This window comes from Klebsiella sp. OBRC7 (assembly GCF_000293135.1).
Classification (GTDB): Bacteria; Pseudomonadota; Gammaproteobacteria; order Enterobacterales; family Enterobacteriaceae; genus Klebsiella; species Klebsiella michiganensis.
This window is the reverse complement of sequence record NZ_ALNJ01000037.1, coordinates 38,872-65,139: the sequence shown is the minus strand read 5'-3', so window position 1 is coordinate 65,139 and position 26,268 is coordinate 38,872. Positions and strand designations below refer to the sequence as shown.

At 53.6% G+C, this 26,268-nt stretch carries 40 protein-coding genes and 1 tRNA gene; all 41 read left to right on the top strand.

Going from position 1 to position 26,268, the window contains the following annotated elements:
- Nucleotides 1-26 precede the first annotated feature (26 nt).
- The 41 genes from HMPREF1144_RS09695 (at nucleotide 27) to HMPREF1144_RS09505 (ending at nucleotide 26,268) form a co-directional block, all read left to right on the top strand.
- Nucleotides 27-755, top strand: coding sequence for a helix-turn-helix domain-containing protein (locus HMPREF1144_RS09695; protein WP_042927412.1), 729 nt, complete (start codon nucleotides 27-29; stop codon nucleotides 753-755).
- Nucleotides 752-1,531: a replication protein P gene (locus HMPREF1144_RS09690; RefSeq protein ID WP_009652633.1), complete on the top strand. Its 780-nt coding sequence runs from the start codon at nucleotides 752-754 to the stop codon at nucleotides 1,529-1,531. Before HMPREF1144_RS09695 ends, HMPREF1144_RS09690 begins: the two co-directional genes overlap by 4 nt.
- Nucleotides 1,528-1,833 carry a hypothetical protein gene (locus HMPREF1144_RS09685; RefSeq protein ID WP_042927409.1) on the top strand — a complete coding sequence of 102 codons (306 nt, stop codon included), beginning with the start codon at nucleotides 1,528-1,530 and terminating at the stop codon, nucleotides 1,831-1,833. Before HMPREF1144_RS09690 ends, HMPREF1144_RS09685 begins: the two co-directional genes overlap by 4 nt.
- Nucleotides 1,830-2,402, top strand: coding sequence for a hypothetical protein (locus HMPREF1144_RS09680; RefSeq protein ID WP_009652623.1), 573 nt, complete (start codon nucleotides 1,830-1,832; stop codon nucleotides 2,400-2,402). Before HMPREF1144_RS09685 ends, HMPREF1144_RS09680 begins: the two co-directional genes overlap by 4 nt.
- Nucleotides 2,396-2,599 (top strand): hypothetical protein, encoded by a 204-nt coding sequence (locus HMPREF1144_RS09675; RefSeq protein ID WP_042927407.1) that lies wholly within the window; start codon nucleotides 2,396-2,398, stop codon nucleotides 2,597-2,599. The genes HMPREF1144_RS09680 and HMPREF1144_RS09675 overlap by 7 nt, the downstream gene beginning before the upstream one ends.
- Nucleotides 2,596-3,000, top strand: a complete 405-nt coding sequence (locus HMPREF1144_RS09670) for a hypothetical protein (RefSeq protein ID WP_042927405.1) — start codon at nucleotides 2,596-2,598, stop codon at nucleotides 2,998-3,000. The genes HMPREF1144_RS09675 and HMPREF1144_RS09670 overlap by 4 nt, the downstream gene beginning before the upstream one ends.
- Nucleotides 2,997-3,398 (top strand): hypothetical protein, encoded by a 402-nt coding sequence (locus tag HMPREF1144_RS33560; RefSeq protein WP_009652652.1) that lies wholly within the window; start codon nucleotides 2,997-2,999, stop codon nucleotides 3,396-3,398. Before HMPREF1144_RS09670 ends, HMPREF1144_RS33560 begins: the two co-directional genes overlap by 4 nt.
- Nucleotides 3,398-3,691 carry a hypothetical protein gene (locus HMPREF1144_RS09660; protein ID WP_009652611.1) on the top strand — a complete coding sequence of 98 codons (294 nt, stop codon included), beginning with the start codon at nucleotides 3,398-3,400 and terminating at the stop codon, nucleotides 3,689-3,691. The genes HMPREF1144_RS33560 and HMPREF1144_RS09660 overlap by 1 nt, the downstream gene beginning before the upstream one ends.
- Nucleotides 3,692-5,257, top strand: a complete 1,566-nt coding sequence (locus tag HMPREF1144_RS33555) for a DUF551 domain-containing protein (protein WP_009652644.1) — start codon at nucleotides 3,692-3,694, stop codon at nucleotides 5,255-5,257.
- Nucleotides 5,250-5,489 carry a hypothetical protein gene (locus HMPREF1144_RS09645; RefSeq protein ID WP_009652671.1) on the top strand — a complete coding sequence of 80 codons (240 nt, stop codon included), beginning with the start codon at nucleotides 5,250-5,252 and terminating at the stop codon, nucleotides 5,487-5,489. The genes HMPREF1144_RS33555 and HMPREF1144_RS09645 overlap by 8 nt, the downstream gene beginning before the upstream one ends.
- A 258-nt stretch (nucleotides 5,490-5,747) precedes the next feature.
- Nucleotides 5,748-6,197: a recombination protein NinB gene (locus HMPREF1144_RS09640; protein WP_009652643.1), complete on the top strand. Its 450-nt coding sequence runs from the start codon at nucleotides 5,748-5,750 to the stop codon at nucleotides 6,195-6,197.
- Nucleotides 6,190-6,360, top strand: a complete 171-nt coding sequence (locus HMPREF1144_RS31230) for a NinE family protein (protein WP_071532248.1) — start codon at nucleotides 6,190-6,192, stop codon at nucleotides 6,358-6,360. Before HMPREF1144_RS09640 ends, HMPREF1144_RS31230 begins: the two co-directional genes overlap by 8 nt.
- Nucleotides 6,353-6,934: a recombination protein NinG gene (locus HMPREF1144_RS09635; protein ID WP_009652621.1), complete on the top strand. Its 582-nt coding sequence runs from the start codon at nucleotides 6,353-6,355 to the stop codon at nucleotides 6,932-6,934. Before HMPREF1144_RS31230 ends, HMPREF1144_RS09635 begins: the two co-directional genes overlap by 8 nt.
- The gene (locus HMPREF1144_RS09630) at nucleotides 6,931-7,314 is read left to right on the top strand and encodes a hypothetical protein (RefSeq protein ID WP_004196866.1); all 384 of its coding nucleotides are present in this window, start codon (nucleotides 6,931-6,933) and stop codon (nucleotides 7,312-7,314) included. Before HMPREF1144_RS09635 ends, HMPREF1144_RS09630 begins: the two co-directional genes overlap by 4 nt.
- The gene (locus HMPREF1144_RS32605) at nucleotides 7,311-7,451 is read left to right on the top strand and encodes a YlcG family protein (RefSeq protein WP_004884232.1); all 141 of its coding nucleotides are present in this window, start codon (nucleotides 7,311-7,313) and stop codon (nucleotides 7,449-7,451) included. The genes HMPREF1144_RS09630 and HMPREF1144_RS32605 overlap by 4 nt, the downstream gene beginning before the upstream one ends.
- A complete protein-coding gene (locus tag HMPREF1144_RS09620; protein ID WP_042927429.1) occupies nucleotides 7,451-8,140 on the top strand; it encodes a bacteriophage antitermination protein Q in 690 nt (229 codons plus the stop codon). Before HMPREF1144_RS32605 ends, HMPREF1144_RS09620 begins: the two co-directional genes overlap by 1 nt.
- A gap of 200 nt (nucleotides 8,141-8,340) precedes the next feature.
- Nucleotides 8,341-8,416, top strand: a tRNA-Thr gene (locus tag HMPREF1144_RS09615).
- Between the two features lie 494 nt (nucleotides 8,417-8,910).
- Nucleotides 8,911-9,210, top strand: a complete 300-nt coding sequence (locus HMPREF1144_RS09610) for a phage holin family protein (protein WP_031280382.1) — start codon at nucleotides 8,911-8,913, stop codon at nucleotides 9,208-9,210.
- Entirely contained in the window at nucleotides 9,207-9,749 is a 543-nt protein-coding gene (locus tag HMPREF1144_RS09605) for a glycoside hydrolase family 108 protein (RefSeq protein ID WP_009652635.1), read from the top strand. The genes HMPREF1144_RS09610 and HMPREF1144_RS09605 overlap by 4 nt, the downstream gene beginning before the upstream one ends.
- A complete protein-coding gene (locus tag HMPREF1144_RS33245) occupies nucleotides 9,746-9,922 on the top strand; it encodes a hypothetical protein (RefSeq protein WP_009652631.1) in 177 nt (58 codons plus the stop codon). Before HMPREF1144_RS09605 ends, HMPREF1144_RS33245 begins: the two co-directional genes overlap by 4 nt.
- Before the next feature lie 343 nt (nucleotides 9,923-10,265).
- Nucleotides 10,266-10,754, top strand: coding sequence for a hypothetical protein (locus HMPREF1144_RS33240; RefSeq protein ID WP_009652683.1), 489 nt, complete (start codon nucleotides 10,266-10,268; stop codon nucleotides 10,752-10,754).
- Entirely contained in the window at nucleotides 10,705-12,105 is a 1,401-nt protein-coding gene (locus tag HMPREF1144_RS09595) for a PBSX family phage terminase large subunit (protein WP_021312714.1), read from the top strand. The genes HMPREF1144_RS33240 and HMPREF1144_RS09595 overlap by 50 nt, the downstream gene beginning before the upstream one ends.
- Before the next feature lie 237 nt (nucleotides 12,106-12,342).
- On the top strand, nucleotides 12,343-13,794 hold the full coding sequence (locus tag HMPREF1144_RS09590) for a DUF1073 domain-containing protein (protein WP_009652679.1): 1,452 nt from the start codon (nucleotides 12,343-12,345) through the stop codon (nucleotides 13,792-13,794).
- A 55-nt stretch (nucleotides 13,795-13,849) separates the two neighbouring features.
- Entirely contained in the window at nucleotides 13,850-14,398 is a 549-nt protein-coding gene (locus HMPREF1144_RS09585; RefSeq protein ID WP_042927399.1) for a phage minor head protein, read from the top strand.
- Between the two features lie 255 nt (nucleotides 14,399-14,653).
- The gene (locus HMPREF1144_RS32915) at nucleotides 14,654-14,869 is read left to right on the top strand and encodes a hypothetical protein (protein ID WP_009652616.1); all 216 of its coding nucleotides are present in this window, start codon (nucleotides 14,654-14,656) and stop codon (nucleotides 14,867-14,869) included.
- A gap of 463 nt (nucleotides 14,870-15,332) precedes the next feature.
- On the top strand, nucleotides 15,333-16,538 hold the full coding sequence (locus HMPREF1144_RS09580; RefSeq protein ID WP_042927428.1) for a DUF2213 domain-containing protein: 1,206 nt from the start codon (nucleotides 15,333-15,335) through the stop codon (nucleotides 16,536-16,538).
- An 11-nt stretch (nucleotides 16,539-16,549) separates the two neighbouring features.
- On the top strand, nucleotides 16,550-17,044 hold the full coding sequence (locus HMPREF1144_RS09575; protein ID WP_009652653.1) for a hypothetical protein: 495 nt from the start codon (nucleotides 16,550-16,552) through the stop codon (nucleotides 17,042-17,044).
- Between the two features lie 11 nt (nucleotides 17,045-17,055).
- Nucleotides 17,056-17,997 (top strand): DUF2184 domain-containing protein, encoded by a 942-nt coding sequence (locus HMPREF1144_RS09570; RefSeq protein ID WP_009652603.1) that lies wholly within the window; start codon nucleotides 17,056-17,058, stop codon nucleotides 17,995-17,997.
- A 45-nt stretch (nucleotides 17,998-18,042) separates the two neighbouring features.
- Nucleotides 18,043-18,324, top strand: a complete 282-nt coding sequence (locus HMPREF1144_RS09565; RefSeq protein ID WP_009652602.1) for an STY1053 family phage-associated protein — start codon at nucleotides 18,043-18,045, stop codon at nucleotides 18,322-18,324.
- Nucleotides 18,293-18,712 (top strand): DUF4054 domain-containing protein, encoded by a 420-nt coding sequence (locus tag HMPREF1144_RS09560; protein ID WP_009652639.1) that lies wholly within the window; start codon nucleotides 18,293-18,295, stop codon nucleotides 18,710-18,712. The genes HMPREF1144_RS09565 and HMPREF1144_RS09560 overlap by 32 nt, the downstream gene beginning before the upstream one ends.
- Nucleotides 18,709-19,215, top strand: coding sequence for a hypothetical protein (locus HMPREF1144_RS09555; protein ID WP_009652672.1), 507 nt, complete (start codon nucleotides 18,709-18,711; stop codon nucleotides 19,213-19,215). Before HMPREF1144_RS09560 ends, HMPREF1144_RS09555 begins: the two co-directional genes overlap by 4 nt.
- Nucleotides 19,215-19,619, top strand: coding sequence for a hypothetical protein (locus tag HMPREF1144_RS09550; protein ID WP_009652660.1), 405 nt, complete (start codon nucleotides 19,215-19,217; stop codon nucleotides 19,617-19,619). Before HMPREF1144_RS09555 ends, HMPREF1144_RS09550 begins: the two co-directional genes overlap by 1 nt.
- Nucleotides 19,612-20,163, top strand: coding sequence for an LIC_12616 family protein (locus tag HMPREF1144_RS09545; RefSeq protein WP_042927395.1), 552 nt, complete (start codon nucleotides 19,612-19,614; stop codon nucleotides 20,161-20,163). Before HMPREF1144_RS09550 ends, HMPREF1144_RS09545 begins: the two co-directional genes overlap by 8 nt.
- A 1-nt stretch (nucleotide 20,164) precedes the next feature.
- A complete protein-coding gene (locus HMPREF1144_RS09540) occupies nucleotides 20,165-21,316 on the top strand; it encodes a DUF3383 family protein (RefSeq protein ID WP_009652678.1) in 1,152 nt (383 codons plus the stop codon).
- Between the two features lie 10 nt (nucleotides 21,317-21,326).
- The gene (locus tag HMPREF1144_RS09535) at nucleotides 21,327-21,767 is read left to right on the top strand and encodes a DUF3277 family protein (protein WP_025269949.1); all 441 of its coding nucleotides are present in this window, start codon (nucleotides 21,327-21,329) and stop codon (nucleotides 21,765-21,767) included.
- Between the two features lie 3 nt (nucleotides 21,768-21,770).
- Entirely contained in the window at nucleotides 21,771-22,220 is a 450-nt protein-coding gene (locus HMPREF1144_RS09530) for a phage tail assembly chaperone (RefSeq protein ID WP_000393949.1), read from the top strand.
- Between the two features lie 41 nt (nucleotides 22,221-22,261).
- Nucleotides 22,262-22,414 carry a DUF6889 family protein gene (locus HMPREF1144_RS09525; protein WP_016244729.1) on the top strand — a complete coding sequence of 51 codons (153 nt, stop codon included), beginning with the start codon at nucleotides 22,262-22,264 and terminating at the stop codon, nucleotides 22,412-22,414.
- Nucleotides 22,404-24,326, top strand: a complete 1,923-nt coding sequence (locus HMPREF1144_RS09520; RefSeq protein WP_009652619.1) for a hypothetical protein — start codon at nucleotides 22,404-22,406, stop codon at nucleotides 24,324-24,326. Before HMPREF1144_RS09525 ends, HMPREF1144_RS09520 begins: the two co-directional genes overlap by 11 nt.
- A complete protein-coding gene (locus tag HMPREF1144_RS09515) occupies nucleotides 24,326-24,901 on the top strand; it encodes a phage baseplate protein (RefSeq protein WP_042927392.1) in 576 nt (191 codons plus the stop codon). Before HMPREF1144_RS09520 ends, HMPREF1144_RS09515 begins: the two co-directional genes overlap by 1 nt.
- Complete coding sequence (locus HMPREF1144_RS09510) at nucleotides 24,902-25,204, top strand: phage baseplate plug protein (RefSeq protein ID WP_042927390.1); 303 nt, start codon at nucleotides 24,902-24,904, stop codon at nucleotides 25,202-25,204.
- Nucleotides 25,205-25,206: 2 nt separating this feature from the next.
- Entirely contained in the window at nucleotides 25,207-26,268 is a 1,062-nt protein-coding gene (locus HMPREF1144_RS09505) for a hypothetical protein (RefSeq protein ID WP_009652604.1), read from the top strand.

Genomic DNA, 26,268 nt, shown 5'->3' with positions numbered 1-26,268 from the left:
AAACAATCCGGAGGTAGCACGTGAGCATGTCACTTATGGCGAAAGCAATGGGGGTCAAAGTGGGAAACTCACTGCGTAAGCTCGTTCTTATCAAGCTGGCCGACAACGCCAATGACAAGGGCGAATGCTGGCCTTCTTATCAACACATTGCCGATCAGTGCGAATGCAGCAAATCCGCTGTTCGCAACCATATTGACGCGCTTGAGGATATGGGGCTACTCAAGCGTGAAAATCGCGTTGGGGTTAACGACGGGAAGGGTAATACATCCAACGTGTATTATCTGAACCTTAATGCTACCCCTATGCCATCAAAAAGCACAGGGGTATGCCATGAAATAGCACCCCCTATGCCATCTGATGGCACACCCCCTATGCCACCAGATGGCACCAGAACCAGTCACTCTTTTGAACCAGTCACTGAACCAGACTCTCTCTCTGCGCGAGGGCAGTTTATCAGCGAGGCTGCAAAGCGACGGATCGGGATTTCACCCAACGGGGAGATACCTTTCCCTCCTGCCTTCAAGCCATCGGCAGATCACATTGCGATTGCCTCGGAAAAAGGGATCAACATTGAAACCGAGTTGCTGAACTTTCGTGATTATCACCAGGCCCGCGGCACAAAGCTGATCGACTGGAACTCGGCATTCCGGGTATGGCTCAGGAACGCGAGAGTCAATCCGCTTTCCGGGCGCCAGAGAAGCGAACCTGATTCCCCACACTGGAACAGCCCTGAAGGCTGGAAGGACTTCATATGACCACACAGCTTATGACCGCGATCAGCAATCGCGATGGTGATGCGCTGGCCAGAATGGCCGCAGGGAGCACGGAGCCGCAGAGGCTTCTCGATTTCGAAGCTGAAAGGCTGGTTGACTCTCTGTTCCGTCAGCTGAAGCAGATCTTCCCGGCGTCTACCCAGACTAACCTGCGGACCGACGCCGAAGAGAAGACAGCGAAGCGCCAGTGGATTGCCGCTTTTGCCGAAAACGGAATCCGCACCCGCGAACAGCTATCTGCCGGCGTGCGCCATGCGAGAGCCAGTGAGTCGCCGTTCTGGCCATCGCCGGGGCAGTTCATCAAGTGGTGCAAGGACAGCGGCACCGTGCTCGGCGTGACTCTTGTCGACGTGATGAACGAGTTCCACCGCTACAGCCGTGAAAAAGGGCTGCATACCGGCGGTGCTGAGCGCTTCCCGTGGTCTCACCCTGTCATGTACTGGGTTGTTACCGATACCCGGCGAGCAATGTACCAGCGCCAGCTCAGCGAGGCAGAAACCGAGAAATATGCCGCCAAGAAACTGGAAGACTGGGCACTGAAAGTCGCCGCCGGAGAACAAATACCGTCACCGGTACTGGCTCTGGAGAACAACCAGGAAGTGATCCCCACAAATCACGCCAGCAGGCAGCGCGGTTATCACCCGGAAGGCAAAAGCTTCGGATGCATGCCAAGTGCCGCATCACTCGGCGCTCTAACCCCGGCTCAGTGGCTGCGAGACGAATACCTGATTGGCAAAGAAAAAGGGCTGATTCAATGAAACGTATATCCGGTACTCAAATCGTCATCAATTTTATCGGCAGCAATCCCGGTTGCACTTTTTCAGAGATACGCACCGGAACAGGCTTGCACTCTTCTGTCGTTAACTCAGCTATCTGGGCCACGTTTAACGATGGCCGAGTTTTGCGAGCAGGTGAGCGCAAAGGCTATCGCTACACCCTGGCCGATAAGACAACCGTAACCGAAAGCACGTCGTCGGATTTTCAGTTTAGCAATCATCATTGCGGCGCCAACAAGCTGACCAACCTTTTTAACCAGTGCCTGGCGGGAGTAAGAAAATGAACATCGAAACAGTAAACGAGCTCATTCAGTCGCTGGAGAGTGCGGGCGAGCTGTCGATCAAAGAGACAAAGGTTATGGCGCTGGCGAGAGCTTACCAGCAGCTGGCTGCGGAGAATGCCTATCTTCTCAGCGGAGCAGCCCGTGAACTTAACACTTCATGGATGTTCCACAAAACGATGCTGGGTGCTCAGGCGGCGCTGGCTTGCCTTTCGCTTGGCAGGGAGTCCGCTGCTCGCGACTGGCTGGAAGGTACTACAGACGAAGCTGGGGCCGATATTCCCGTTGATATTACCGTTGCTGGCCTGCAGGCATGGTTCGACAGCCAGATGGTCAGCAATGACGGGAAAAGCGGATTCCTGACCAGGAAGGAAGCCGAAGAGGCTATCCGTAAGGCGTGCCCCGCCACCGACGCCTTCCTGGCCGGGATTAAGGCTGATGGGGTGGAGGAGTTCGTATCCAACACCGTGCATAAGATTTTTGATGAAAGCGAAGCAGTATCAGCTTTGGCTTACCTTTCCCTGGCTAATTCACACGTGAAGCAGCTGCGCGAGGGGGCCGATAAATGCTGAAACCAAACCACGTCTATATCGAGGTATCTCATAACCAGAGTGGTGGACTGTCTCTCTGTGTCAGTAATGACAGTGGTGGCTACCGTATTTCAGGCGACAAAGTTGGCGGGTGCGAGGCGTTGGCGCGGTTTGAGGTTAACGCTGCGGAGCTCATTGCACAGATTTTCGAGCATATGAGCGCAGAGGGGGCCAAATGAGCAACTTCGATACTTCATCACAAGTTAAGGCTCACAAGCTACACCGCTGCTCTGAATGTTATGGCGCCATTAATCCCGGTGATACCTACGAGAAGGTGTTTGTTGTCCAGGATGGAGATGCGAGCAACTTCAAGACATGTCAGAAATGCACAGAAGCACGCGACTGGCTGCTTAACGAAACTGATTGGCCTGACGATATCGACGGCGAAGGGCATTCGCTTTTCTTCACGATGCTTCGTGACCACCTCCGTGAGCAAGGCCGTGAAGGCGACCGCAAATACGCATTTCGAGCGTATCGGCTTGTCGTCCTGATGGGTAAGCGCCGTATGGCTTATGCCAACGCATACAACGCGGAGACCGTGAAAATCCGCGATTCTCTTGCTCAAGGAGTCTCAGCATGACAACTGATATCACCAAACTGGCGCAGAGGCTGGCCACCTGCGCAAAGGAAGACACATATGCGGTTCTATCGCCTGCTGATTGCGGCACGCTGGTAGAGGCGCTGGAGAAGGCGCAGCAGCGCATCGACTCCCAGCGCGAATGCTATGATGGCGTTATTGCAGATGGTGGTAAGCGCATCGCCGAGCTGGAGTCCCGCACCGTGAAGCTGCCGAAGCCACACGCTCACTTAATCTGGATTCAGGCAGGCCATGCGCCAGATGATTACTGGGATGATGTAGCGGTATCTCACAGCGAGAAAGACCACTGCTGCGATGGTTCCGAACGTTATCCGGTTTATGCACGCTGGGAAATTGAAGAGATGCTGTCCGCCGCTGGCATCAAGGTGGAGGCTGAGTGATGGATACTAAAGAATTACTGGAACACATTGACGCCGGGGACTATTACGAGGCCAGTTGCTTGCTCGATGAAAAATGCCCAGGCGCAGCGCGCAAATTTAAGCACCTGACTAAAGGGTTAGCCGAGTTACTTAAGGACGTTCAGAAAGAGTTCCCTGACGCGAATTTTTACACCGCTTCCAGTGGTTTTAATTTGTTGCTGGGTAGCGCAACTGACTGCAATAGCGCTGAGGGTAATCAGTTAATTGCTATTTCTGCCAGTGGATATCTTAGTGTTGGCGACGGAGATTTTTAAATGACCAGCAAATTAACCAGAGAAGAGAATGTTCAGGCTGTCTTTGATTTAAAAGCCGGCTACACATTGGGGCTCGCCGATGTAGAGATTCTCAAGCGAGTGGCCCGCATGGCGCTGGCCGCAATGGACAGCGAGTCTGGGTGTTTGCCTCTCGACTACCTGCAGGGACACAAAGACGGTCTGGAGTGGGCCGCTCGACTGGCAGAAGCCAATCACCCTGACACCGGAGACTGGCTTTACGATGACCCTATTGAGCTGGCAAAAGCCATTCGCAAAGGTCCAGATATGCCGCCAGCGCAGCCGGTAGAGGACAGCGAGCCGGATCGCAATCCTGTGCTGGCGTATGCCGACAGTTATCGTGATATGGCGAAGCAAGGCGTCCAGTCAGTCCCAATATGGAGCGTTATTACCGACCTGGAGCGAAACATAGCTCCGCTCTATCGCCACGCGCAGCAGCCGGTGGTGCCTGATTATCCCGAAACATTACCATGCCCCGTATTGCTGGAGCTTGGCCTGCGCTTCGGGAAAGGCGTGAAAACCAGACTGGTACTGGATGCCATTCAGCGCAGGGCCGAGCATTCCGCCGAACTTGAGGCTATGACGCCAGAGGAGCGGGCTGAATATGATGCTGGTATCGAAGAATTTAAAGCTATGCTGCCGCAGCCAGCGCAGCCAGCGCAGCCAGCGCCGGTAGTGCCAGATGAGAGCTATCAGCAACTAAGCGATTTGTATCACGCGCAGGAAAAGCGACTGTTCAAAATTGCACAGCGCATCAAAGGGTCAGCTTTCGACAAATACTCGCACTCGCCATCGCAGGCTATCGATGTACTGGAGGCGGCTATATTTGGCGATAATGACGCCTGCCGCGCCGCCATGCTCCAGGCTCAATCTGAAGATGATGACGGCGAACCAACCGACGATGAACGCATTATGGCTATTGAGGGCATTCATAACTGCGAACGGTGCAGTGATGGAGGGTGGGTTATCGGTGAAATGGGTATCACGCGCTGTGCGTGTGGCCAGGCTGGCAACTCTCCGGTAATCCCCGGAGCAGAGCAACGCATCGCTGATGCGGTTGAGCTGCTGAAACAGGCCGCTCCGGCAATGCTGGCTGATAACGGCGGCCCTGATGGTCCCTTGGTTGGCAGGTTGAAGTCTCCGGTAATTCCGGATGGTTCAATGGCCATGCTTCGGCGCTGGTTGGCATTTGGTCGCGGTATGCAAAATGCAGGAAGCCAGTTACCTCGCAACCTGATTGCGGAAACTGAGGAAATGCTCGCAGCCGCCCCGCAACCACAAAACGCACCACAAAATATTCCTGAAATTATTCCGGGATGGATTCCGGTAAGCGAGCGGATGCCGGAGCGTGAGTACGTTCTGGCTGCCGACTTCAGTGGAAAGCATTACTCGCCATGCCAGCCTAATATGCAAGTAGGTATTTATGCTGATTGGTTTGATGATGGCAATCCTACGTGGGATGACGGCGACGGGAATGACCTCCATCTCAAGCGGGTAACCCACTGGATGCCGCTGCCAGCCGGTCCGAAGGAGGTGAAAAGTGAATAAGGTCGAACTGCTTCAGAAGATATCGGCGCTCGCTACTGAATGCCACACGCTGGCCTGTGAGCTTGATATTGGTGACGAGCGAACCGAAATGTTCGAAATCTACGGCGTACTGCACAACCTCGGTCGCCGCGGGTACGCCAGCCAGGTAGGGCGGCGCATGAATCCGCTGCTCGCTTCCTGCGATGACGACGAGGATGAGGAAGATGACGATTGGGATGAGGAAGATGACTGATGCCTAAATCCCCCGCAGAACGCAAAGCCACCTGCTAATCTCAACCCCTCTCCGGAGGGGTTTTTATCGTATATGCTCATTTTGCTTTTCTCCCCGGGAAGGGCGATAATGACCTAGTCAGCCTGAGCAACTGACACGATTATCCGGCGCCAAGTGGGGACACATGGCGCACAAAACCTTAAAGCAATCCCTGTCACCGATGGCGAAAGTCACCGGAGATTTTCTGCATTCATCGTTTGACCTCTCAGGAGGTGAAGCGTGAAACAGCAATTCCACCTCGTCAACGACGCTATCAAACAGAACGCCATCAATTTCATTCGAGAATTGCCAGTGGATGCCAGGCGCCCTCTGATTCTCGATATCAAGGAGATGACGCGCACTCTCGAACAAAACAAGAAAATGTGGCCGCTCCTGAAAGACCTGTCAGATCAGGTTGTCTGGTTCGGTAACAAATACGACTCCGACGACTGGAAAGACCTCATTACTGCCCTGGTGGCCAAATCGAAAAAACAAGAGCAGCGCATGGCCCCCGGGCTGGATGGCGGCGTTGTGATGTTCGGTCAGCGTACCAGCAAAATGACAGTGCGCCAGATGGTTGAAGTCATCGAAGCGATCTACTGGTTCGGCACTCAACAGGGCGTCAAGTTCAGTGAAAAGTCCCGCATTGAAATCGAATGGGCCAAGCGCTGGGGAGAATCCCATGCATAGTCCCCTCGCCAAAGTAATGGAGCGCTCAATCTTCCGCATTCCTGCTCGCCGCAAGCGCAAAGCCGAAGTTAAACCTTCCGACATCCCGACGCTGAAAGGCTATACGGCCCGTCTGGTCGACAAGAAGTGGCTCTGCCTGAGAGCAAGGAGGCCACATGCTTAATCGTACTCAGCGCCGCTGCAAAATCTGCCGGGCGAATTTTACCGCGGCATTTGAGAATCAACGCTGGTGCTGTCCTGAGCATGGCGCTGAATTTGCCATGCAGGAACTGGAGAAGAAGCGCGAGAAGCAGGCACAGGCAAAAGCGAAGAAAGAGCGCGCAGCCTGGCGCAAGCGCAAAGCAGCGGTGAAACCACTCCGGCACTGGGAAGATATGACCCAGCGCGTCGTTAACGACTATATCCGTGAGCGTGACCACGATCTGCCGTGTATCAGCTGCGGCACGTTCGAGACGGTTCAATGGGAGGCCGGGCATTACCGATCCCGCGGTAAAGCATCGCACCTGCGCTACAACGAGGACAACATTCACAAGCAGTGTCATCACTGCAACGTGCAAATGTCAGGTAACCAGCAGCAGTACCGCATCGCTCTGGTAGAGAAAATCGGCGCTGAGCGCGTCGAGGCGCTCGAAAACAACAACACCCCTCACCGATACACTATCGAAGAACTGGAAGGCATCAGGCGCCATTACAGCGCGCTACGCCGTGCGCTCATAAAACAACGGGAGGCCGCATGAGCACAGAAACCGAAATTGAACTGGGAAAGGTTGTAGCTTTCCCAGCGAAGAATAACGACCTGCAGGATGGGCTCGTTATTCAGCGCGAAGGTAAGAAGGTGATGTGTCTGCACTCCACCGTTTGGGTTAACGAAAAGGACCGGACCTTACGCTGCAGGAAGTGCGAAACATTGATAGAGCCTTTTGACTTCCTGATGACGCTTTGTGACCAGGAGTCTCGCTACATGGAAAGCGTGAAATATCTCCGACGGGAAGAAAAGCAGCGCCGCCAGAACATCGAGAAACTCATTCAGATTGAGAAGAACGCAAAGTCCCGAATTCGCCGTGCCGGGGATAAGTCTCCGCTTCCTCTCTGGCAGAACGAGAGGGTTGACGAATGAGCCGTGACGTTATCGAACGCATCCGCGACCGCTGGCAAAAGCTCCGCCTCTGCCGGCACCGCGGCACCGTACTGGTTGACTACCGCATACTGAGAAATTTCGTTCGCATCTATCAGACCCTGGGAGAGACAGCATGATTAACACTCAATACCTCCAGTATGTTCGCCAGCAGCTGATAGTGGCCACCGCCGATCTAAGCGGCGCGACGAAAGGGCAACTGGTGGCCTTTGCAGAGAACGCGCAATTCACCGCTACGGCGCGCAGCCGGGGAAGGAAAAAGGTATTCGATAAGGATAATCAGCGCATGGTGAATCCGGACGGCCCGCCGATGGCCGGCAGCCAGTCCCGCGCGAAAGGTTCCGCAATCGCCCTCGTTCTACCAATAGAGTATTCGACAGCTAGCTGGCGCCGCGCGCTGCTGTCACTGGAAGAGCATAAGAAAGCCTGGTTGCTCTGGAACTACAGCGACAATATCCGCTGGGAGCACCAGGAGACGATCACCCGCTGGGCATGGGAGCAATTCAGCGAGAAGCTGGCCGGTGCGCGTGTCGCAAAGAAAACGGTTGATCGCCTGCGTCAACTTATCTGGCTGGCGGCGCAGGACGTCAAAGCCGAGCTGGCAGGCCTGGAAACTTATGAATACCAAAAGCTTGCTTCCCTGGTCGGAGTGACCCCCAAGAACTGGTCAGAAACGTTTACGGAGCGGTGGGAGGAGATGAAAACCACCTTGCGGCGCCTTGATAGCGATTCTCTTTTGCAGGTTACGCGATCACGTTCACAACAAAAGGCGACAAATTTAGATGTAAGTCTTGCAAAACTGGATTAAATGCGTCATATTTAAGTCTACTTTGATATGCTGCCTTAACTTTAAGTGGCGGCAAGAAGATGATAATCACACACCAGTTTGCAAAGTTAGCCTCGGCATCCGCCGGGGCTTTTTTATGTCCGCAATCCGGTCAGGGCTCTTGAGTGAATACGTGCCGCACTACACGCTGAATCTCATACGCGAGAGCTCTGAACCAGATTGCTGATTTAGCTCAGCAGGTAGAGCGTCTGCCTTGTAAGCAGGATGTCGGCGGTTCGATTCCGTCAATCAGCACCAGAACTGAGCAAAGGCTGAAGGGCCTAAAATAAGTCTCTACCGGTACCAGGTTGATCACCTGGTCGTTGCTCCACGAAACGGAGCCCATAACAGATAAGAGCATTGTAAGTAGCATATCTGGGAAATGCGGCTTATGCAGATGCGGTTCGATTCCGCCGCAGTGCTCTTTACGTTGTGGTGAATGCGCAGGCTGATGCGCGACCGTTTACTCATGCGAGGTTGGCACCGTCGACACGGAATCTAGCATGAACGCCAAGCCGGAGATCAGCACCGGCCATCACAGCTATATCCCCTGCCTTGGGACCCTTACGGCTACCGCGCCGTCATTTTTACCCTTGGTATTCCTTCCCGCCTTGTGCGGGTTTTTTATTATCAGGCCCCGCAGGAATCATCATCGACATGCTTCGTTGTTAAATCCAGCCTGACGGGCCTGACCCTTTTCAAACACACAGCTTCCCGATCTTTAATCGGAGGCGGTAACTATGGCTAAACGTATGCAAGACAAAGAGAGCATTGCCGGGATGTCCTGGCTGGTTCTGCTGATCATTGCTTGCTGGGGTGGACTTGTCCGCTACCTGATAGATGTGAAGCAGAGCAAGGCAACATGGAGCTTGATCAATGCTCTTGCCCAAATGGTGGTTTCAGGGTTTACCGGCGTTATTGCTGGTCTGGTGAGCATTGAAAGCGGACTGAGCATTTACATGATACTGGCCACTTCCGGAATTAGCGGGGCAATGGGTTCTGTTGCTTTGACCTATTTCTGGGAGCGCATTACCGGAGTTAAGGCGCCATGACAGCAGATCAGATTATCGAGGGCATCCTCGGTAAAGAAGGGGGTTACGTAAATAACCCGAATGATAAAGGCGGCCCAACGCGCTGGGGTATCACGCAGACTACCGCCCGCGCATATGGTTACGCAGGTGATATGAAGGCGTTACCACGGGAAACCGCCAAAGCCATTTACCTGTCGCAATACTGGACAGAACCGAAGTTTGACCGCATCGCCGAGTTGTCTCCAGCCATTGCGCAGGAGTTATGTGATACCGGCGTGAACATGGGGCCGCGTGTCGCCAGTACATTCCTGCAGCGCTGGTTATCGGCGCTGAATATGCAGAGCAGGCTTTATCCGGACCTGAAGCCGGACGGTGCAATCGGCAACATCACCATCGCCGCCCTGAAAAGTTATCTCGCAGTTCGCGGCAAAGATGGCGAAACCACGCTGCTTAAGGGGCTGAATTGTAGCCAGGGTGCCCACTATCTTGAGCTTGCTGAAGCTCGGGCGGCAAATGAAGATTTTCTCTATGGTTGGGTAAAGGAAAGAGTGGAACTATGAACTATCTCATTAATCGGCTGAAAGAGCCTTCAACCTGGCGCGGCATCATCCTGGTCATTGCTGGCGTATTTGGTTATCAGCTGCCTCCGGGCATTCAGGAAACCGTCATCGCTGGCGGCGTAGCACTGGCTGGGGTTGTTGGCGCGGTGATGCCGGACAGCGTTAAGAAATGACCGCGCGATAGGCATTACAGAGCCACTTCAAGAGGTGGCTCGATAATGTCAAGGCGAGGACCAAATTATGGCAACACCGGACTGGGAGGCCATCGAATCGGCATACCGGGCCGGAGTCCTTAGTCTCCGTGATATAGGCGATAAATACGGCGTTACTGAAGGTGCTATCAGGAAGAGAGCGAAGAAGTTTGAGTGGGTACGCAAGGCCGGTACGCAGGTACGCAAAAGTGGTACGCAAAAGAATAAGGCGCGTACCAGCGAAAAGCCCGCCAGAGCTGGCCGTACGCAAAAAAGTACGCAACCAAAAGCAGAACCTCCACCAGATACGAAACCGATACGCGGGGTGCGTACCGATCCGCCGACTAACCCATTTCAACCCGGTAACCAGCAGGCGTTAAAGCATGGTGGTTACGCCCGTCGCCTTCTGCTCAAAGATGAGGTCATTGAAGACGCGAAAGCGTTGACACTCGAAGACGAATTATTTCGCCTTCGGGCTAACAACCTTGTCGCTGCAGAGAATATTGGCCGGTGGTTGACCAAGTTGGAAGATGCTGAAGGGGACCAGGAAAGAAAGGTGTTGATGGAAAATATCAGCGCCGCCGAGAAGGCGATGATGCGCAATACCGTTCGTATTGAGTCGATCGTCGGCACGCTGGCGACAGTAGGCAAAATATTTGCTGATACAGACTATCGCAAGGCTGCTACTGATAAGGTGTCGCTGGAGGCCGATCGTCTTCGCCGTGATGCAGGTATTGATGATGGCAACGGAGAGCGTGACCTCAATGACTTCTACTCTGACATCCAAACCGACACTGAATCCGGTTCTGCGTAGCTTCTGGACTACGCAGGCGCGTAACAAAGTGCTTTATGGTGGCCGGTCATCGTCAAAATCATGGGATGCCGCTGGCATTGCCATATTTCTGTCGAATAAATACAGCCTGCGCTTTTGCTGTGCGCGTCAGATTCAGAACAAAATTGAAGAGTCGGTGTACACCCTGCTCAAGATTCAGATAGACCGCTTTGGCCTGCGGCATCGTTTCCGCATTCTGAACAACAAAATCATTAACCGTGTGACCGGGTCTGAATTCGTGTTCTATGGGCTCTGGCGCAACATTGAAGAGATTAAGTCTCTGGAAGGTATCAGCGTTCTGTGGCTTGAAGAGGCCCACGCGCTGACGGAATACCAGTGGAAGATACTGGAGCCAACCATCCGTAAAGAGGGCTCAGAGTGCTGGTTTATCTTTAACCCCGGACTAGTGACTGATTTCGTGTGGCGTAACTTTGTGGTCGATCCGCCAGAGGATACGCTGATACGCAAAATCAACTACGATGAAAACCCGTTTTTATCCGACACCATGCTGAAGGTTATCGAAGCCGCCAAACGTCGGGATCCGGATGGGTTTAAGCACGTCTACGAAGGCGTGCCAGAGTCAGATGATGATGCGGCCATTATCAAGCTGTCATGGATTGAGGCAGCTGTGGACGCCCACAAAGTCCTTAATTTCGAACCGAGCGGGCGTAAGCGCATTGGTTTCGACGTTGCCGATAGCGGCGCCGATAAGTGCGCTAACGTCTATCGTCACGGCTCCGTTGTGTACTGGGCGGATGAGTGGAAAGCGAAAGAAGACGAATTACTGAAAAGCTGCCAGCGTACGTATCAGGCGGCGCTGGAGCGCGATGCTGATATCGTCTACGACTCAATCGGCGTTGGAGCATCTGCTGGCGCTAAATTCTCTGAAATTAATGAGGATCGTAAGCGCGAAAACATGAACGCATCCCGTATCAACTATCAGCGGTTCAATGCTGGCGCTGGTGTGAATGAGCCGGACTACGAATACATTGGCATCCCGAACAAGGATTTTTTCGCCAACCTCAAAGCGCAAGCCTGGTGGCTGGTAGCGGATCGCTTCCGTAATACCTTCAACGCGGTAAAGAACGGTGAGCAGTACCCGGTAGATGAGCTGATAAGCATCGACTCATCCTGTCCACTACTGGAAAAACTCAAGCTGGAGCTTACCACTCCGCACCGTGACTTTGACAAAAACGGGCGCGTGATGGTGGAAAGCAAGAAAGACCTCGCCAAGCGCGATGTGCCATCGCCGAACGTGGCCGATGCGTTCATCATGGCGTTTGCTCCAACCGATACGGCAATGGATATCTGGGAAGCGCTGGGAAACAGCTAAATACCCGGAAATAAGCGTTTCACGCAAAATTACCGCTATTCATTTTTTGACCCTGTTTATGCATGTTTTATTCACGCGCTTTTAGCCACTTATCCCGGATAAATAAGCCTTTGGCGGACATTTCATCATGGGAGGGATCCGGCTGGTGCGGGTAACAGTCATTATGTTAAATCGGGTCGTTTTTTAACAAATTATCCTATCCGCCACGAGTATCGAAATAGCCGGAGAATAGTCACCATGGCGAAGAAAACAGGACGAGTCGCCACGGCGGATTCGTACGATAACTTTGTTGCCCGTGTCGGTATGCAGCAGCCTAACCAGCATGCCGCATCGACCTACAGGGCGAACTATACCAGCCGCAACCGCCTGCTCATCGAGTGGGCTTATCGTTCCTCATGGATTATTGGTGCCGCTGTCGATTCGAAAGCGGACGATATGACCAAAAAGGGCGTACGGATCACCAGTGAAATTGACCCGAAACGTCGTGGCATTCTGGAATCGCGGTTCGATGAGCTTCAGCTTTGGGATTGCATCAACGAGACGCTGAAATGGTCCCGGCTGTATGGCGGGGCGGTGGCGCTGATTCTGATTGAAGGTCAGGCACCTCTGACGCCGCTGGTGCTGGATAAGGTTGGCAAGGGCAGCTTTAAAGGTCTAGCTGTACTTGACCGCTGGATGATTAACCCACAGCTCACCAGGCGCATAAAAGCGCTTGGGCCTAACCTCGGCAAGCCTGAATTCTACGACATAGTGACGACGGCGCAGGGGCTTCCTGCATGGACGGTTCACCACAGCCGCCTGATTCGTATGGATGGTGTGAAACTGCCTTACCAGCAGAAAGTCACCGAGAACGAGTGGGGTATGTCCATAGTCGAGCGTATTTTTGACCGACTGACCTCCTACGACAGTACCAGTGTTGGCGCTGCCCAGTTGGCATACAAAGCGCACCTGCGAACGGCAAAGATTAAAAAATTGCGGGAGATTATAGCCGTAGGCGGTAAGCCATATGAAGCGCTGATCAAAAACATGGAGATGGTCCGCCAGTTCCAGACGAACGAAGGCATGTCCCTGTTTGATTCGGAGGATGAATTTGAAACCCATTCTTATTCTTTCGCGGGCCTGTCTGACCTGCTTAGCGAGTTTAAAGAGGATATCGCGGGTGCTGTTGGCATTCCTCTTGTCCGCCTGTTCCGCCAGTCACCGAAGGGTTTTTCAACCGGTGACGCTGACCTCGCGAACTACTATGACGACGTGGGAACGCTTCAGGAGCGAGATTTACGGCCTCACATCCGCCTGTTATTCGATGTACTGCATCGCTCAGAGTTTGGCGAGCCGTTGCCGGAAGATTTCACCTTTGAGTTTAACCCCCTGTGGCAGATGAGCGACACCGATCGCTCCACGGTGGCGACCAACACAACTACCGCTCTGGCAACCGCGGTTCGTGATTTGGGCATGTCCCCGGCTGCTGCGCTGACCGATTTGCGCGAGCTGTCTGACGTTACCGGCATCGGTGCTTCAATTAGCGATGAGGATATCCAGAATGCGGCGAAACAGTGGCAGGAGACTGAATCTGAAACCAGCCCTCCGCCGCCGATCGGAGGTCCAGTATCAGAAAAGCCTACTGGCGATAGTCGACCAGATAAATCAAATCGTCACGGGTTCCTACGATGGTTCACAGGCAAGCGCTGAGAGCATTGCTAAATCGCTTGTTGACTACTCCGGGGTGATCGACGACTGGGCCGAAATGGTCGGTCGAAAGATGTTTGCCCAGGTGGAGCGAGAAGAGTGGAATCAGTGGCGCTCTGTTTCGGAAGAAATATCCGCTGGTCTGCGTGACGTGATTGGTAACACTCCTGTCGGCATGGTGGCGCAAGACATCGTTTACCGACAGATTCGCTACATGAAGTCTCTGCCATTAGAGGCGGCCGGACGTGTCAGGGAAATTCAGGAGCGTGCGATACAGGCTGTCATCCATGGTGAGCGCCCCGATCAGCTTTACGAGATGATCATGCAATCCGGTGACGTGGCGGCCAGCAGGGCGCGGATGATAGCCCGTACCGAGATAGGCCGCGCCACTACCGCATTAACTCAGGCTCGGGCGCTGTCAGTTGGCTCTGAGGGGTACTGGTGGCGCATCAAGGGGACTGGTACCAGGCCATCGCACCGAGGAATGAAAGATAAATTTGTGCGCTGGGATAACCCGCCGACGCTTGACGGTATGACCGGCCACGCCGGATGCCTGCCGAACTGCGATTGCTGGCCAGAAGTGCAAATACCTGAACCGAGAAAGTGAAAAACACGGCTTATCCCTGCCAATCTGGCTGAACTATCAGACCCGCAAAATGTTATCAAAATGTTGTGATGCAAAAGAGGCCGAAATCGCCCACTAAATCGGGACTTTTGCGGCCTTGTCAGGACATTTTAATTCAGTCCATTTTCGTTGGTGCGGGTAAGAACCATTATGTTAAATAGCCCGCTATTTTGAACAATTAACCCTTAACCGAAGGTCGCCTCTGAGCGGCCTTTTTTGTTGCCCGAAGAGGTGAGAATGAAAAAGGTCCATATCGAATCAAAACGAGCCGGTGACCGCCAGGTTATCGAAATATCGATGGGTGGCATCACCGCTCGTTATCGCGCTATTGGCGAGCTCTCAGAGTTAAAAGCCACAGGTCGCGGTAACGTACGTCAGGTTAAATCGCTGCTTCGTGAGTTCCTTCGTAATCAACTCTTGGGTGACAGCAATGGTGCGCATCAATTTCGTTGACGAGGACAGGTGGATCACCGTCCACCCCGGCGGCGGGACGGGGACGCCGGTTTTGATTGGCGAGGATGGGGTTATCAAGGCTGGTATGGGCGGGAAATTTAACGGACAAAGTATATCCGAGACAAAGAAGCCCGACGTTAAGTCAGAAAAATCAACGCCAGTACCTGAATTGACAAAGCAGAAACCAGAGTTTGAGGGTAAGTACAAGATTAGCCTCAACGAAAAACAGAGCGTTGCTTACCGAAGTTGGAAGGCTGAGCTGGAAAAAACACCTAAAAACGACAGTGACGCCAGATTCAACGCCGAGATCCGCCAGCTTTTCAGTGAAGCCCCACACGACAAGGAGGCAAGAGCTTTGTTGCTGAGATTTCTGAGCAACAACCCAAGAGCATTTTTGGAGATGTCTCGTAGATATCGACACAAAGCAGGGGGAACTGGCGATGCCGATATGGGACGACACACAATGAAATATTTCTTCAAAACCCGCCTGGGAAATACGCGATTCCAGCTCGCTGATGGGTCAGTCCTGTTTAAGGACGTCCCGATCGCAAGGACTGGTGAGCAGGTATATGGCGCTGAGGAGCTGCCTGACCTGCAGCCTGATAGCCACGGACTCATAACCGTACAGCGCACGCCTGAAGAAGTTTTCAGAGAGCGCACTATCGCATCGTTTGAGGGTATGGCCGTCACGATAGGCCACCCCAAAGACTTCAGCGGAAACATCATCTTCGTCACGCCAGAAAACTGGCGGCAACTCTCTAACGGGCACATCCAGAACGTTCGCCGAGGCGCGGGTGATAAATCAGACCTGCTGCTGGCGGACGTCATTGCCAAAACGCCTGAGGCCATTCAGGCAGTGGAGAACGGCGACGAAGAGGTGAGTTGCGGTTATGACGCTGACTACCGACAAATCTCGCCGGGCATCGCAGAGCAGTACGCGATAACCGGTAATCATCTGGCCTTTGTCCCTAACGGGCGGGCTGGTTCACGTTGTGCATTGGGAGACGCTATGCCGAGCACTACTAAAAACTGGTTTACCCGGCTGTTGAAGGCCCGTAAAACCAACGATGCCGCCGAAATGGCGAATCTTATCGACAACCCGCCTGATGATGTCACGGGCGATAACGATGTATCGACCTCTATGACACCCGGCGGAGTGATCATTAACCTTGCGCCGCAAAATCCGCTTCCCGGCCCGGCATTGCCTGGTACCGGCGATGGCGAGGAAGAAATTCCTGCATGGGGTAAGGCGCTGATTGAGGCGGTTGCCAAGCTTACGCCTGCGGCAACCGCTCCTGGCACCGGCGATGCCGAGGACGAAGAGGAGAAAAAGGAAGAAGAGGGTAAAGTTACCGGCGACGCCGCTTACCGTGCCGATCTGATTCAGCCAGGCATCCAGTTGCCAGAGAAGGCGAAGCCGACAGCATTCAAGCGCCAGGTGCTCGCCTCTGCCGATCAATCTCTGGTGCACTCTATTGTCGGTGATGCCGATATCAGCAAACTGAAAAAAGCGACCGTTGATATGGCATTCAATGCCGTGTCTGAAGTGGCGAAAAACCGCAATACCGCAGCCAAGACCGTTGACGGTTTCCGCAACATCAATTCCAACACAACCAAAACCATCGCGGAGATTAACGCTGCCGCGAAGGAACTCTGGACTAAACGCTAACGAGGCAACCAATGGACAACACATTTCTCTACCGGATGCCTGCAGGCATCGCCGGTGCAATCTCTCGTCCGCAGGATCTGACGGTTGAACCTCAGACACTGGACAGCGCGAAGGCATTCGCCGCATACGGCCTCGCCGGGAAGTTCTCCGCAGGTAAGTTTGTGCCGATTGAAGCGGCTGACACGGATGCTGTTGTTGTGGGCATCTATGTTCGCCCGTACCCGACAGCCTCCCAGCCTGACAAAGTGCGTCAGATTGGTACCGGGTTTAACTTTGCCGGTGACTGCATGAAGCGTGGCTATGTGACAGTGAATATCGGTGTTGATGCCAGCTCTGTGGCACTTGGCGGTGCTGTGTTTATGCGTGTAGCAACGCCGACCGCATCCAGCCCGTTAGGTGCCTTCCTGGCTGCCGAAGACGGCGCGAACACTGTGCAGATCACCAATGCTTACTTCAATGGCCCCGGCGACACGAACGGCAACATTGAACTGGCCTTTAACATTTAAGGAAATCGCAAATGCCAATGACATTTGACCAGGCAACAGTCGACAGTTCTGGTACCTTTCTCATTCACGAGCTGGAACGCCTCGATCAAACGCTGAACCTGCCGCTGACCTCCCAGACGTGGAGCCGTGATATTCAGCTGCGTGAAGACGTTTCTATCGCTGACGAAATCAGCTCCTTCACCAACACCACCTTTGCCGCTGCCGGTACACCTAACGCCAACGGTAAAAACTGGATCAGCCCGCTGGCAACAGCAATTGCCGGTATCAACGTTGATATCGAGAAGAAAGGCTTCCCGCTTGAGTTATGGGGCATGGAGCTTGGCTGGACCGTTATTGAGTTGAATGCTGCGGCACAGGTCGGGCGTCCTATCGATACCCAGAAGTACGATGGCATGCAGCTTAAGTGGAACATGGATACCGATGAGCAGGTTTATATCGGTGATGCGGCGAAAGGCGCTAAAGGGCTGCTTAACCTGTCTCAGGTGACGCCGACCAACGCGACCAAAACGTGGGCGACCTCCACCGCCGACGAAATCCGCGCCAGCATTAACCAGGTACTGAGCAATGCATGGGCTCGCTCCGCTTACTCCAAAGTGCCGGAAGATTTGCTGATCCCGCCTGAGCAGTATTCGTTCATTGCGAGCACCATCGTTTCCAGCGCCGGTAACCAGTCTCTGCTGACCTATCTGGAGACGAACACCATCGCCTACCACCAGAACGGCAAGCCGCTGAACATTCGTCCGGTTAAATGGATGAAAGGTCGCGGTGTGGGCGGTACTGATCGCATGGTGGCATATACCAACGATAAGAAGTTTGTGCGCTTCCCGATGGTCCCGCTGCAGAGCGTCCCGATCCAGTATCGCGGTCTGTATCAGTTGGTGACCTACTACGGCAAGCTGGGCGCGGTTGAGCCGGTTTACCCGGAAACCCTGAACTACATGGATGGCATTTAATCCAGATACAGCCCCTTCACAGGGGCTTCTTTCTAAGGAATTCCGATGAAGAAAATCTATGTACTGACCGCGTTCAATTTCAACGACGGTGCGAAAATCACCCCCTTCTCTGCAGGCTTCCATGAAGTAGATGACGCAGTGGCAGAGCACTGGTTTGTAAAAGCGCATTGCTCGCCAGATGGCGAAGCGCCAGCGGTGGTTGATGATCCGCGCATCGCTGAACTGGAAGCGCAGATTGTTGAGAAAGATGCGCGCATCGCTGAACTGGAAGCGCAGTTGCCGGAGACCGCAGCCAATGGCAAGAAATCAAAGTCTGCCGACGCCTGAGCAGTTCAGAGCAGCATTTCCGCAGTTCGCTGACGAAGCAAAGTACCCCACCCCCATGATTCAAGCGAGGCTTGCTCTCGCTGATGCCCTGTTGAGTGAATCGCGCTTTGGCGTGGATATCTTTCCCTACATCGTCGGGCTGTATGTTGCTCACTACATGTACCTTTACGCCGCTGATATGCGTGGCGTTGCTGTTGGTACTGCTGGTGGGGTAAATAGCGGCATACAGACTTCGAAATCAGTGGATAAGGTTTCTGCCAGTTATGACGCCAGCGCAACCCTGGACCCAAACGCCGGTTTCTGGAACAACTCCCGTTACGGATCAGAGTTCTGGGAATACCTGATGATGTTTGGTGCCGGAGCGGTTCAACTGGGGATGCCGGAATGAAAAGCGGGCTCACAATACGGGAAGACAATTACAGCAGCGTTCTGGATGCGCTGAAGCAGTTATCGGGCACTGATGTGCTGGTTGGTATCCCTGCTGGCCCTCCGCGCGACGATGCGCCGCTGAGCAATGCTGAGCTGGGGTATCTCCAGTCCACCGGGGCAACCGTAGAGATAGACGGGGAGACCGTTACTCTGCCGCCAAGGCCATTTCTGGACATGGGTATTGAGGATTCGCGGGATAAAACGACCGAGCGTTTAAAGCTGGCCGCTCAGTCTGCGCTTGAAGGTAAGGCAGATGTGGCGTCGATGCATCTTGAAGCCGCAGGCCAGATTGCGCGTGATGCCTCAAAGGCTGTCATTGAGGCAGGCGATCGTCTGACCCCGCTATCTGAAAAGACCATCAAGAAGCGCAGAGAAATGAAACCGCCTATCCCTGGCGATAAGCCGTTGCGTGCCCGCGGATTCCTTTTCAGAGCGATTCAGTATGTCGTGAGGAAAAAATAATGCCGTTTCTCGATGTGACTGATGTTCTGCTTGATCCGGACTTTGTCGACCTGTCGCTGGTGTGTTATCGACAGGTGCAGACAGTGGACGAAGATAATTTTCCGACCAATACCGCGCAGGCTATTCCGTTCTCTGGCGTCGTAACCGTCGACCGCTCGCTTGAAGCTAAGCGAATGGCCGCCGGACAAAACATCAATGGCGCCATCCTCATTGTTACCCAGTTCAGGCTAACTCAGGGGATGCCTGCCAGTGACTCAACGCCAGAACTCGACGCTGATATCGTTTTATACAGCGGCAGACGGTACCGCGTGACCTTTGTCGATCCTTACACCCGATACGGGGCCGGGTTCGTTCAGGCCCATTGCGAGCTGCTGGAGTTTAACGGAGGGATTCCCGTTGAGTAACGACAGCACAGAGCCTGGGTATCTAACCCCCGTCGGGGATGCTCCTGATTACGATAAGGAACTGGAAAAGCAACTGAGTCGCTGGGTAAGAGGCGTGACGGGAATATCAGTTAACCTGGTATTGCCCCGGTTTACCGATCCCCAGTCAAAAATACCGCCGAACGGAGAGACATGGTGCGGCTTTAACTTCTCCACGCTCTCACGTCCCGGCACACCTGCAAATGTCCAGTTAAGCGAAGAGCAGAGCGAACAATGGTCATGGGAGAGCATCCAGGTGCTTTTCTGTTTCTATGGCCCCGGCGGTTCCGGGATGGCCACGCGGTTTCGCGATGGAATATTTGTAGATCAAAATGCAGATACGTTGCGACGAATCGCAGGTTTGTCGCTGGTGGGCGCTGATGATATACGAAACCTCCCCGAATTGATCAACAACCAGTGGGTGCGCCGGTATGACCTTGCCGTGACCCTTTCCCGCAAAAACACCCGTACCTACAACGTTAAATCTGTCGTTGACCCTAACGTCACGATAGTTACCGGAGACTAAAATGGAAAAAGGGCTTCCCCTTAACCGTATCACTAACGTGACGGTGACGCTTTCCGCACGGGCCGCGCAGGGGCGCAATTTTGGCTCGATGCTCATCCTGGGCGACTCAACTGTTATTCCGATTTCTGAGCGGTTGCGCCTTTACTCCAGCGCTGATGATGTCGGCGATGACTTTGGTGTAGACAGCCAGGAATATGCAGCGGCTGTTATCTGGTTCTCCCAGCAACCGCAGCCGACTCTTGTGTATGTCGGTCGCTGGGCAAAAACGCTGGCCACTGGCGAAACAGGCAGCGCAGAAAGCCTCCTGCAGGCGGTTAACGCTTTGCTGGACTGGAATTCATGGTATGGCCTTCATCTTGCCGTGCCGGTAGCTGATTATCCTTCCGACACCGACATTATCAGTGTGGCTGCTGCTATCGAAGCTGCGAGCGTATCGCGCATCTTTGGCGTTACCTCTGCTGATTCAACGATTCTTGAATCGGCCACCACGACGGATCTGGCTTCTAAGCTGAAAGCAGCGAAATACAGCCGTACCTTTATCCAGTACTCGACCAGCAGCCGCTATGCTGCGCTGTCCTCGTTTGCGCGTGCGTTCACTGTTGACTTCACTGGAAGCAACACGACGATCACCCTCAAGTTTAAACAGTTGCCGGGCGTTACCTACGAAACCCTGGGTACCTCGCAGGCTAATAACCTGGAAGCGAAGAACTGCAACGTTTACGTGTACTACGAAAACGATACAGCGATTCTTGAACAAGGCGTTATGGCAAACGGCGATTTCTTCGACGAGCGCCATGGCCTCGACTGGTTGCAGAACGCCGTGCAGACAGCTGACTACAACACGCTCTATACGAGCACAACCAAAATCCCCCAGACCGACGCCGGTACCACAACCCGTATCGCCAACATTGAGCTGGTGCTTGATAAGGCTTTGCAAAACGGTCTCTTTGCGCCGGGTAAATGGACTGGTGGCCCGATTGGCCAGCTCAATACCGGCGATATGCTGACGAAAGGCTATTACACCTGGGCTGAAAACGTTGATGACCAGCTTCAGGTCGATCGCGAAGCGCGGAAAGGTGTGCCAATTCAGGTTGCCGGGAAACTGGCCGGAGCCGTTCATTACGGCACCGTCGCAATCACGGTCGTGCGCTAAGGAGCCATAGATGTCTACGTATTCGTTTCTTGATGTTTCGGCCTCTCTCGCAGGGCCTACAGGGTTAGTTGAGCTTGGCTACGGCTCAGCGAACGCAGAAGAGGGCATTACTGTCACAATGACAGAGGCCAAAAACACCATGACCATCGGCGCCGATGGCGAGGTGATGCACAGCCTGCACGCCGGAAAGAGCGGCACTATCACGGTAACTTTGCTGAAAACCTCCCCGGTAAACAAAAAGCTCTCGCTGATGTACAACGCACAGAGCCTGTCCTCGGCGACGTGGGGCAATAACGTCATAGTCATTCGCAACAAAGTATCAGGTGATACCACTACAGCGCGTTCTTGTGCTTTCCAGAAGCAACCCGATCACGCTAACGCCAAAGTCGGCAATACGGTTTCCTGGGTCTTTGACTGCGGCAAGATTGATCAGCTGCTTGGGGAGTTTTAACAGATGGAATTTGAAATCAAAGGCGTTAAATACCGCACCGCAAAGCTCGATGTTTTCCAGCAGTTGAAGGTTAGCCGCAAACTGCTCCCGGTGCTGGCCGGGTTGGTTTCTGACTTTGGCACGCTGAAATCCATGATGGTCAGAGACAGTGAGGGTAAGCTGGTTTTCGGTGAGAAAAGGGCGTTCGACGCTCTGGATATCGTTTTGCCGAAGATTGCCGATACGCTGGCGGCGCTGCCGGAAGAGGACGTTAACGCGGTTATTCATCCGTGCCTCGGCGTTGTTATGCGCCAGCATGAAAAAGGGTGGGTGAAAATTTTCGATCAGGGCGCGCTGATGTTCGACGATATCGACCTGTTCACGATGCTACAGCTGGTGGCGCGGGTGGTCGCCGACAGCTTGGGAAATTTTTTGAAAGAACTCCCCGGCAGCGGGACGCCTACCCAGCCATAGGTCCCGTCCTGGAATCCATGCCAGAAGGTGAGGATTTCCTGATGCGCCCGGTGGATGCCGGGCTCATCCCTTACACCGCCCTGAAAGATGGGTCAGTCGATCTGGCTGATATTGCCCGTATGAATGACTGGCTGGACCTGAAAGCCGATAACGAAAACCGTATAGCGAAATGGAGAGAGGCTAATGAACGCTGAAACGCTCAAGGACTTTCTGATCTCGCTTGGGTTCAAAGTTGATGAGGCTGGCGCCAGAAAATTCGATGCCGTCGTTGCCGGGACAACGCTTAAAGCGATTGAGCTGGGCGTCAAAGTTGAGGCGGCGGCGCTTTCCGTCGTTGCATTCACCGCGAAAATTGCCAGCGGTCTCGACGACCTGTACTGGGCCTCTCAGCGCACAGGCGCGACGGTGGAGGGCATTAAGCAGATTGGGTATGCGGTTAGTCAGGTTGGCGGCAGTGTCGACGGTGCCCGCGGCTCTCTCGAAAATCTTGCCCGGTTCATGCGTAACAATCCCGGCGCTGAGGGTTTCCTGAACCGGCTGGGGGTTCAAACGCGTGATGCCAGCGGCAACATGCGGGATATGGCGACGATCTTTACCGGCGTCGGCCAGCGTCTTAGCAGCATGCCGTATTACCGCGCGAACCAGTACGCTCAGATGCTGGGTCTGGATGAAAACATCCTGATGGCAATGCGTCGCGGTATCGGCCAGTTTAGCGGCGAATACACTGCGATGGCGAAGGCGATCGGCTATAACGCCGATTCGGCCGCCGTCAGCTCTAATAAATTCATGACCTCGCTGCGCTCCTTTGGGCTGATGGCAGGCATGGCGCGGGATAAAATCGGCTCCAGTCTCGCTGATGGACTTGCTGGCTCTCTGGACAGGCTGCGTCGACAAATTCTGGAAAACTTCCCGAAAATTGAAGGCGCGATAACCGGTACCGTGAAAGGCATTCTCTGGGCTGGCGAGATGGTAGGCAGGGTAATTTACCGCCTCATCCAATTGGGTCAGAGTATCAGCGACTGGTGGGACTCTCTTGATAAGCAGTCGCAGCAGCTGATCGAACTAATTGGAGCGCTAACCGCAGCGTGGTGGATGCTCAACCGCGCTATGCTCGCATCGCCGATTACGTGGGTTCTCGGTCTAGCCGCTGCCATCGCTTTGCTATGGGAGGATTACCAGACCTGGAAGGAGGGCGGTAAGAGCCTCATTGACTGGGGGAAATGGAAGCCTGAAGTAGACGCAGCACTGAAAATGGTCGGTGACCTGAAACAGACTGTCCTCGATCTCGGAAAAGCGCTGGCAAAGCTGCTCAATATCGACCCTAAATCCTGGTCTTTAAAATGGGATTTCAGCAACTTCATTACCCAGATGGGTGAGTTTAGCAAGATGCTGAGTATGATCGGCGACCTGCTTAACGCTATCAAAGACGGTCGCTGGTCGGATGCTGCAAGTATTGGCAAGGCTCTTCTCAAGCAAGGCAGCGATCAACCTGACGCCCTTCCTGGTGTAACCAGTAGCGCAGTCAATGCGCGAGGTAAAGTTCTGGGATTTTGGGAGGAGGTTAAATCCCGCTTCAGTGATGGCGGCTGGTATCAGCATGAGCAGAACACGCTTGCAGATCGCAACAATAACCCCGGCAATATTCGGCCCGTAGGCGGTGGTGGCTTTCGTGCGTTTGGTTCTGCGCTGGAAGGCTGGGAGGCCATGAAAAACCAGCTCATGCGGTACTTTACGGGTAAAACGACCGGGCGCCGTCTACAGACTATCATGGATATCGTCAGCACTTGGGCACCTGCGGCCGATAACAACGATCCTGCCAAATATGCCCGTGATGTTGCTGGCTGGATGGGTGTATCGCCGACGGCAGCATTAAACCTGTCCGACCCCAATACGATGGCTATGCTCATGCAGTCTATGGCCCGCAAAGAGGGATATTCGAACTGGAATAGCCCACTTGCCCATCAGGCTGCTGGAGCGCAGGTGAATCAGCAAAACACCTACAACATCTATGGCGGTAATGCTCAGGAAATTGGGCAGGAAGTCAGTCGCCGCCAGCTTGATGCTAATGCCAGGGTGCTGAGAAATAACCAAACTGGAGCAGGATGATGGATATTCTTTCTACTCTCTTTCAGCAGCAGAGCAGGCGGATCGGGCTGATAGTCCCCAGTGTTGTTATTTCAGAAAAGCACGATGACTCTCTTGAAATAACCGAGCATCCCGTAGAGGTCGGCGCAGCAATTTCCGACCATGCATTTCGGCGTCCTTCGGAAGTGGTAATGCAGGTTGGTTTTTCTGGTGGCGGTTCCTTACTTGACTTCGTAGATACATCTTCTCTCGGGGTGAGCGTAGGTATTGGCCCGAAGGAGACGTATCAGGAGCTGTTAAATCTGCAGAGCAGCAGGGTGCCTTTAGATGTGGTGACCGGTAAGCGGATTTACACCAATATGCTGATCCGTGCGCTTGAGGTCACTACCGACAGGACGTCGGAAAATATTCTCTCTGCTGTGCTGACGCTCCGGGAAGTGATTATCACAAGCATAACCACCACGCAGGTGGCTCCAAAGTCCAATATGAAGTTAGGGGCGAACACCTCAGCCGTACAAAACTCCGGGGTGAAAACGCCAGTGCAAAAAAATGAATCAATATTGAGCCGGTTAAGTGGCTTTGTAGCGGGAGGGTAAATGACGATCAGCGAAATCCCTCTTTCCCCGGAAAACCAGCGATTCTCCATATCCGTGGCAGGTCAAAATCTACAAATGGCTGTGACCTGGCGTGCTGCTTTCTGGTGTCTGGATATTATGGATAGCAGCGGTACGGACCTGATAAAGGGGATCCCGCTTATCACCGGCGCCGACCTGCTGGCGCAGTATCGCTATCTCGGGCTTGGCTTTTCCCTTTATGTGGGCTGTGACAACCAGTCCAGCGAAAATCCCACTGAGGCCGATTTGGGGATTTACAGCCATCTTTATGCGGTAACGGAGTAAAAATGTCTCAGAACTGGATGCGGCACTTCGAATTGCAGTTAGTTGATTCGAAGGGGAACGCTACTGATTTTGGTGGCTTCAAGGTCACTTTTACTATCGACTGGTTTAACCTCAGCAGCGAAACGCGAGTAGGTACTTTCAAAATCTACAATCTTTCAGCTGATACCGTAAATCGGATCGTCGGTGAGGAATTCTCCCGGATTAGGGTTATTGCTGGTTACGATGGTATTGCAACTGATGTTCCCGCCAGCCAGGTTGGTGTCGTCAGAACGGTAAACCCTGATGAAGTCGGGCAAATGGATGGTCGGAATTACGGGCTGATTTTCGACGGGGAAATCCGGTACACCATCACAGGGAAAGATAACCCCGTTGATAGCTTTGTCCTCATTCAGGCGGCTGATTCTGATCGGGCATTCGCTACCTCGATCACTGCGCAGACGCTGGCGGCTGGCTATACGGTCTCTGACGTCAATGCAGTGCTAATGAAGGACTTCAACGCTAACGGGGCCACAGAAGGGAATACCCCTTCCATGCCTGCAACGGTGTTTCCTCGCGGCAGGGTGCTTTTTGGTATGACCAGGCATCTGATGGATAACGTCGCCGAGCAATGCAAGGCTGACTGGATGTTTGTCGACGGTAAGCGGGAAATGGTGGCGAAAAATGAGGTTGTTCACGAAGCCATTAAGCTGAATAGCGCCACTGGCCTTGTGGGTATGCCTCAGCAGACCATTGGTAGCGGTGTTAACGTCCGTTGCCTGATTAACCCTAACATCCGCGTTAATGGCCTGATCGAGCTGAATCAGGCTTCTGTGTTCCGTACCGTGCTGGGGAATAACGATATCGCCATGACCCAAGGGCGTATCACTGATCAGAACAACAACGGAAACATCACCATTGAAGGCACGACTGCGCAGCCTGCCAGTATTGCGACTGACGGCGTTTATATTGTCCGTGGCATTATGTACACTGGCGACACAAGGGGCCAGCCGTGGTACATGGATATGATGTGTGAAGCGCGTGGGTCCACGGATCTTTACTCCCAAGGCGCACTTAATCGGGGATAA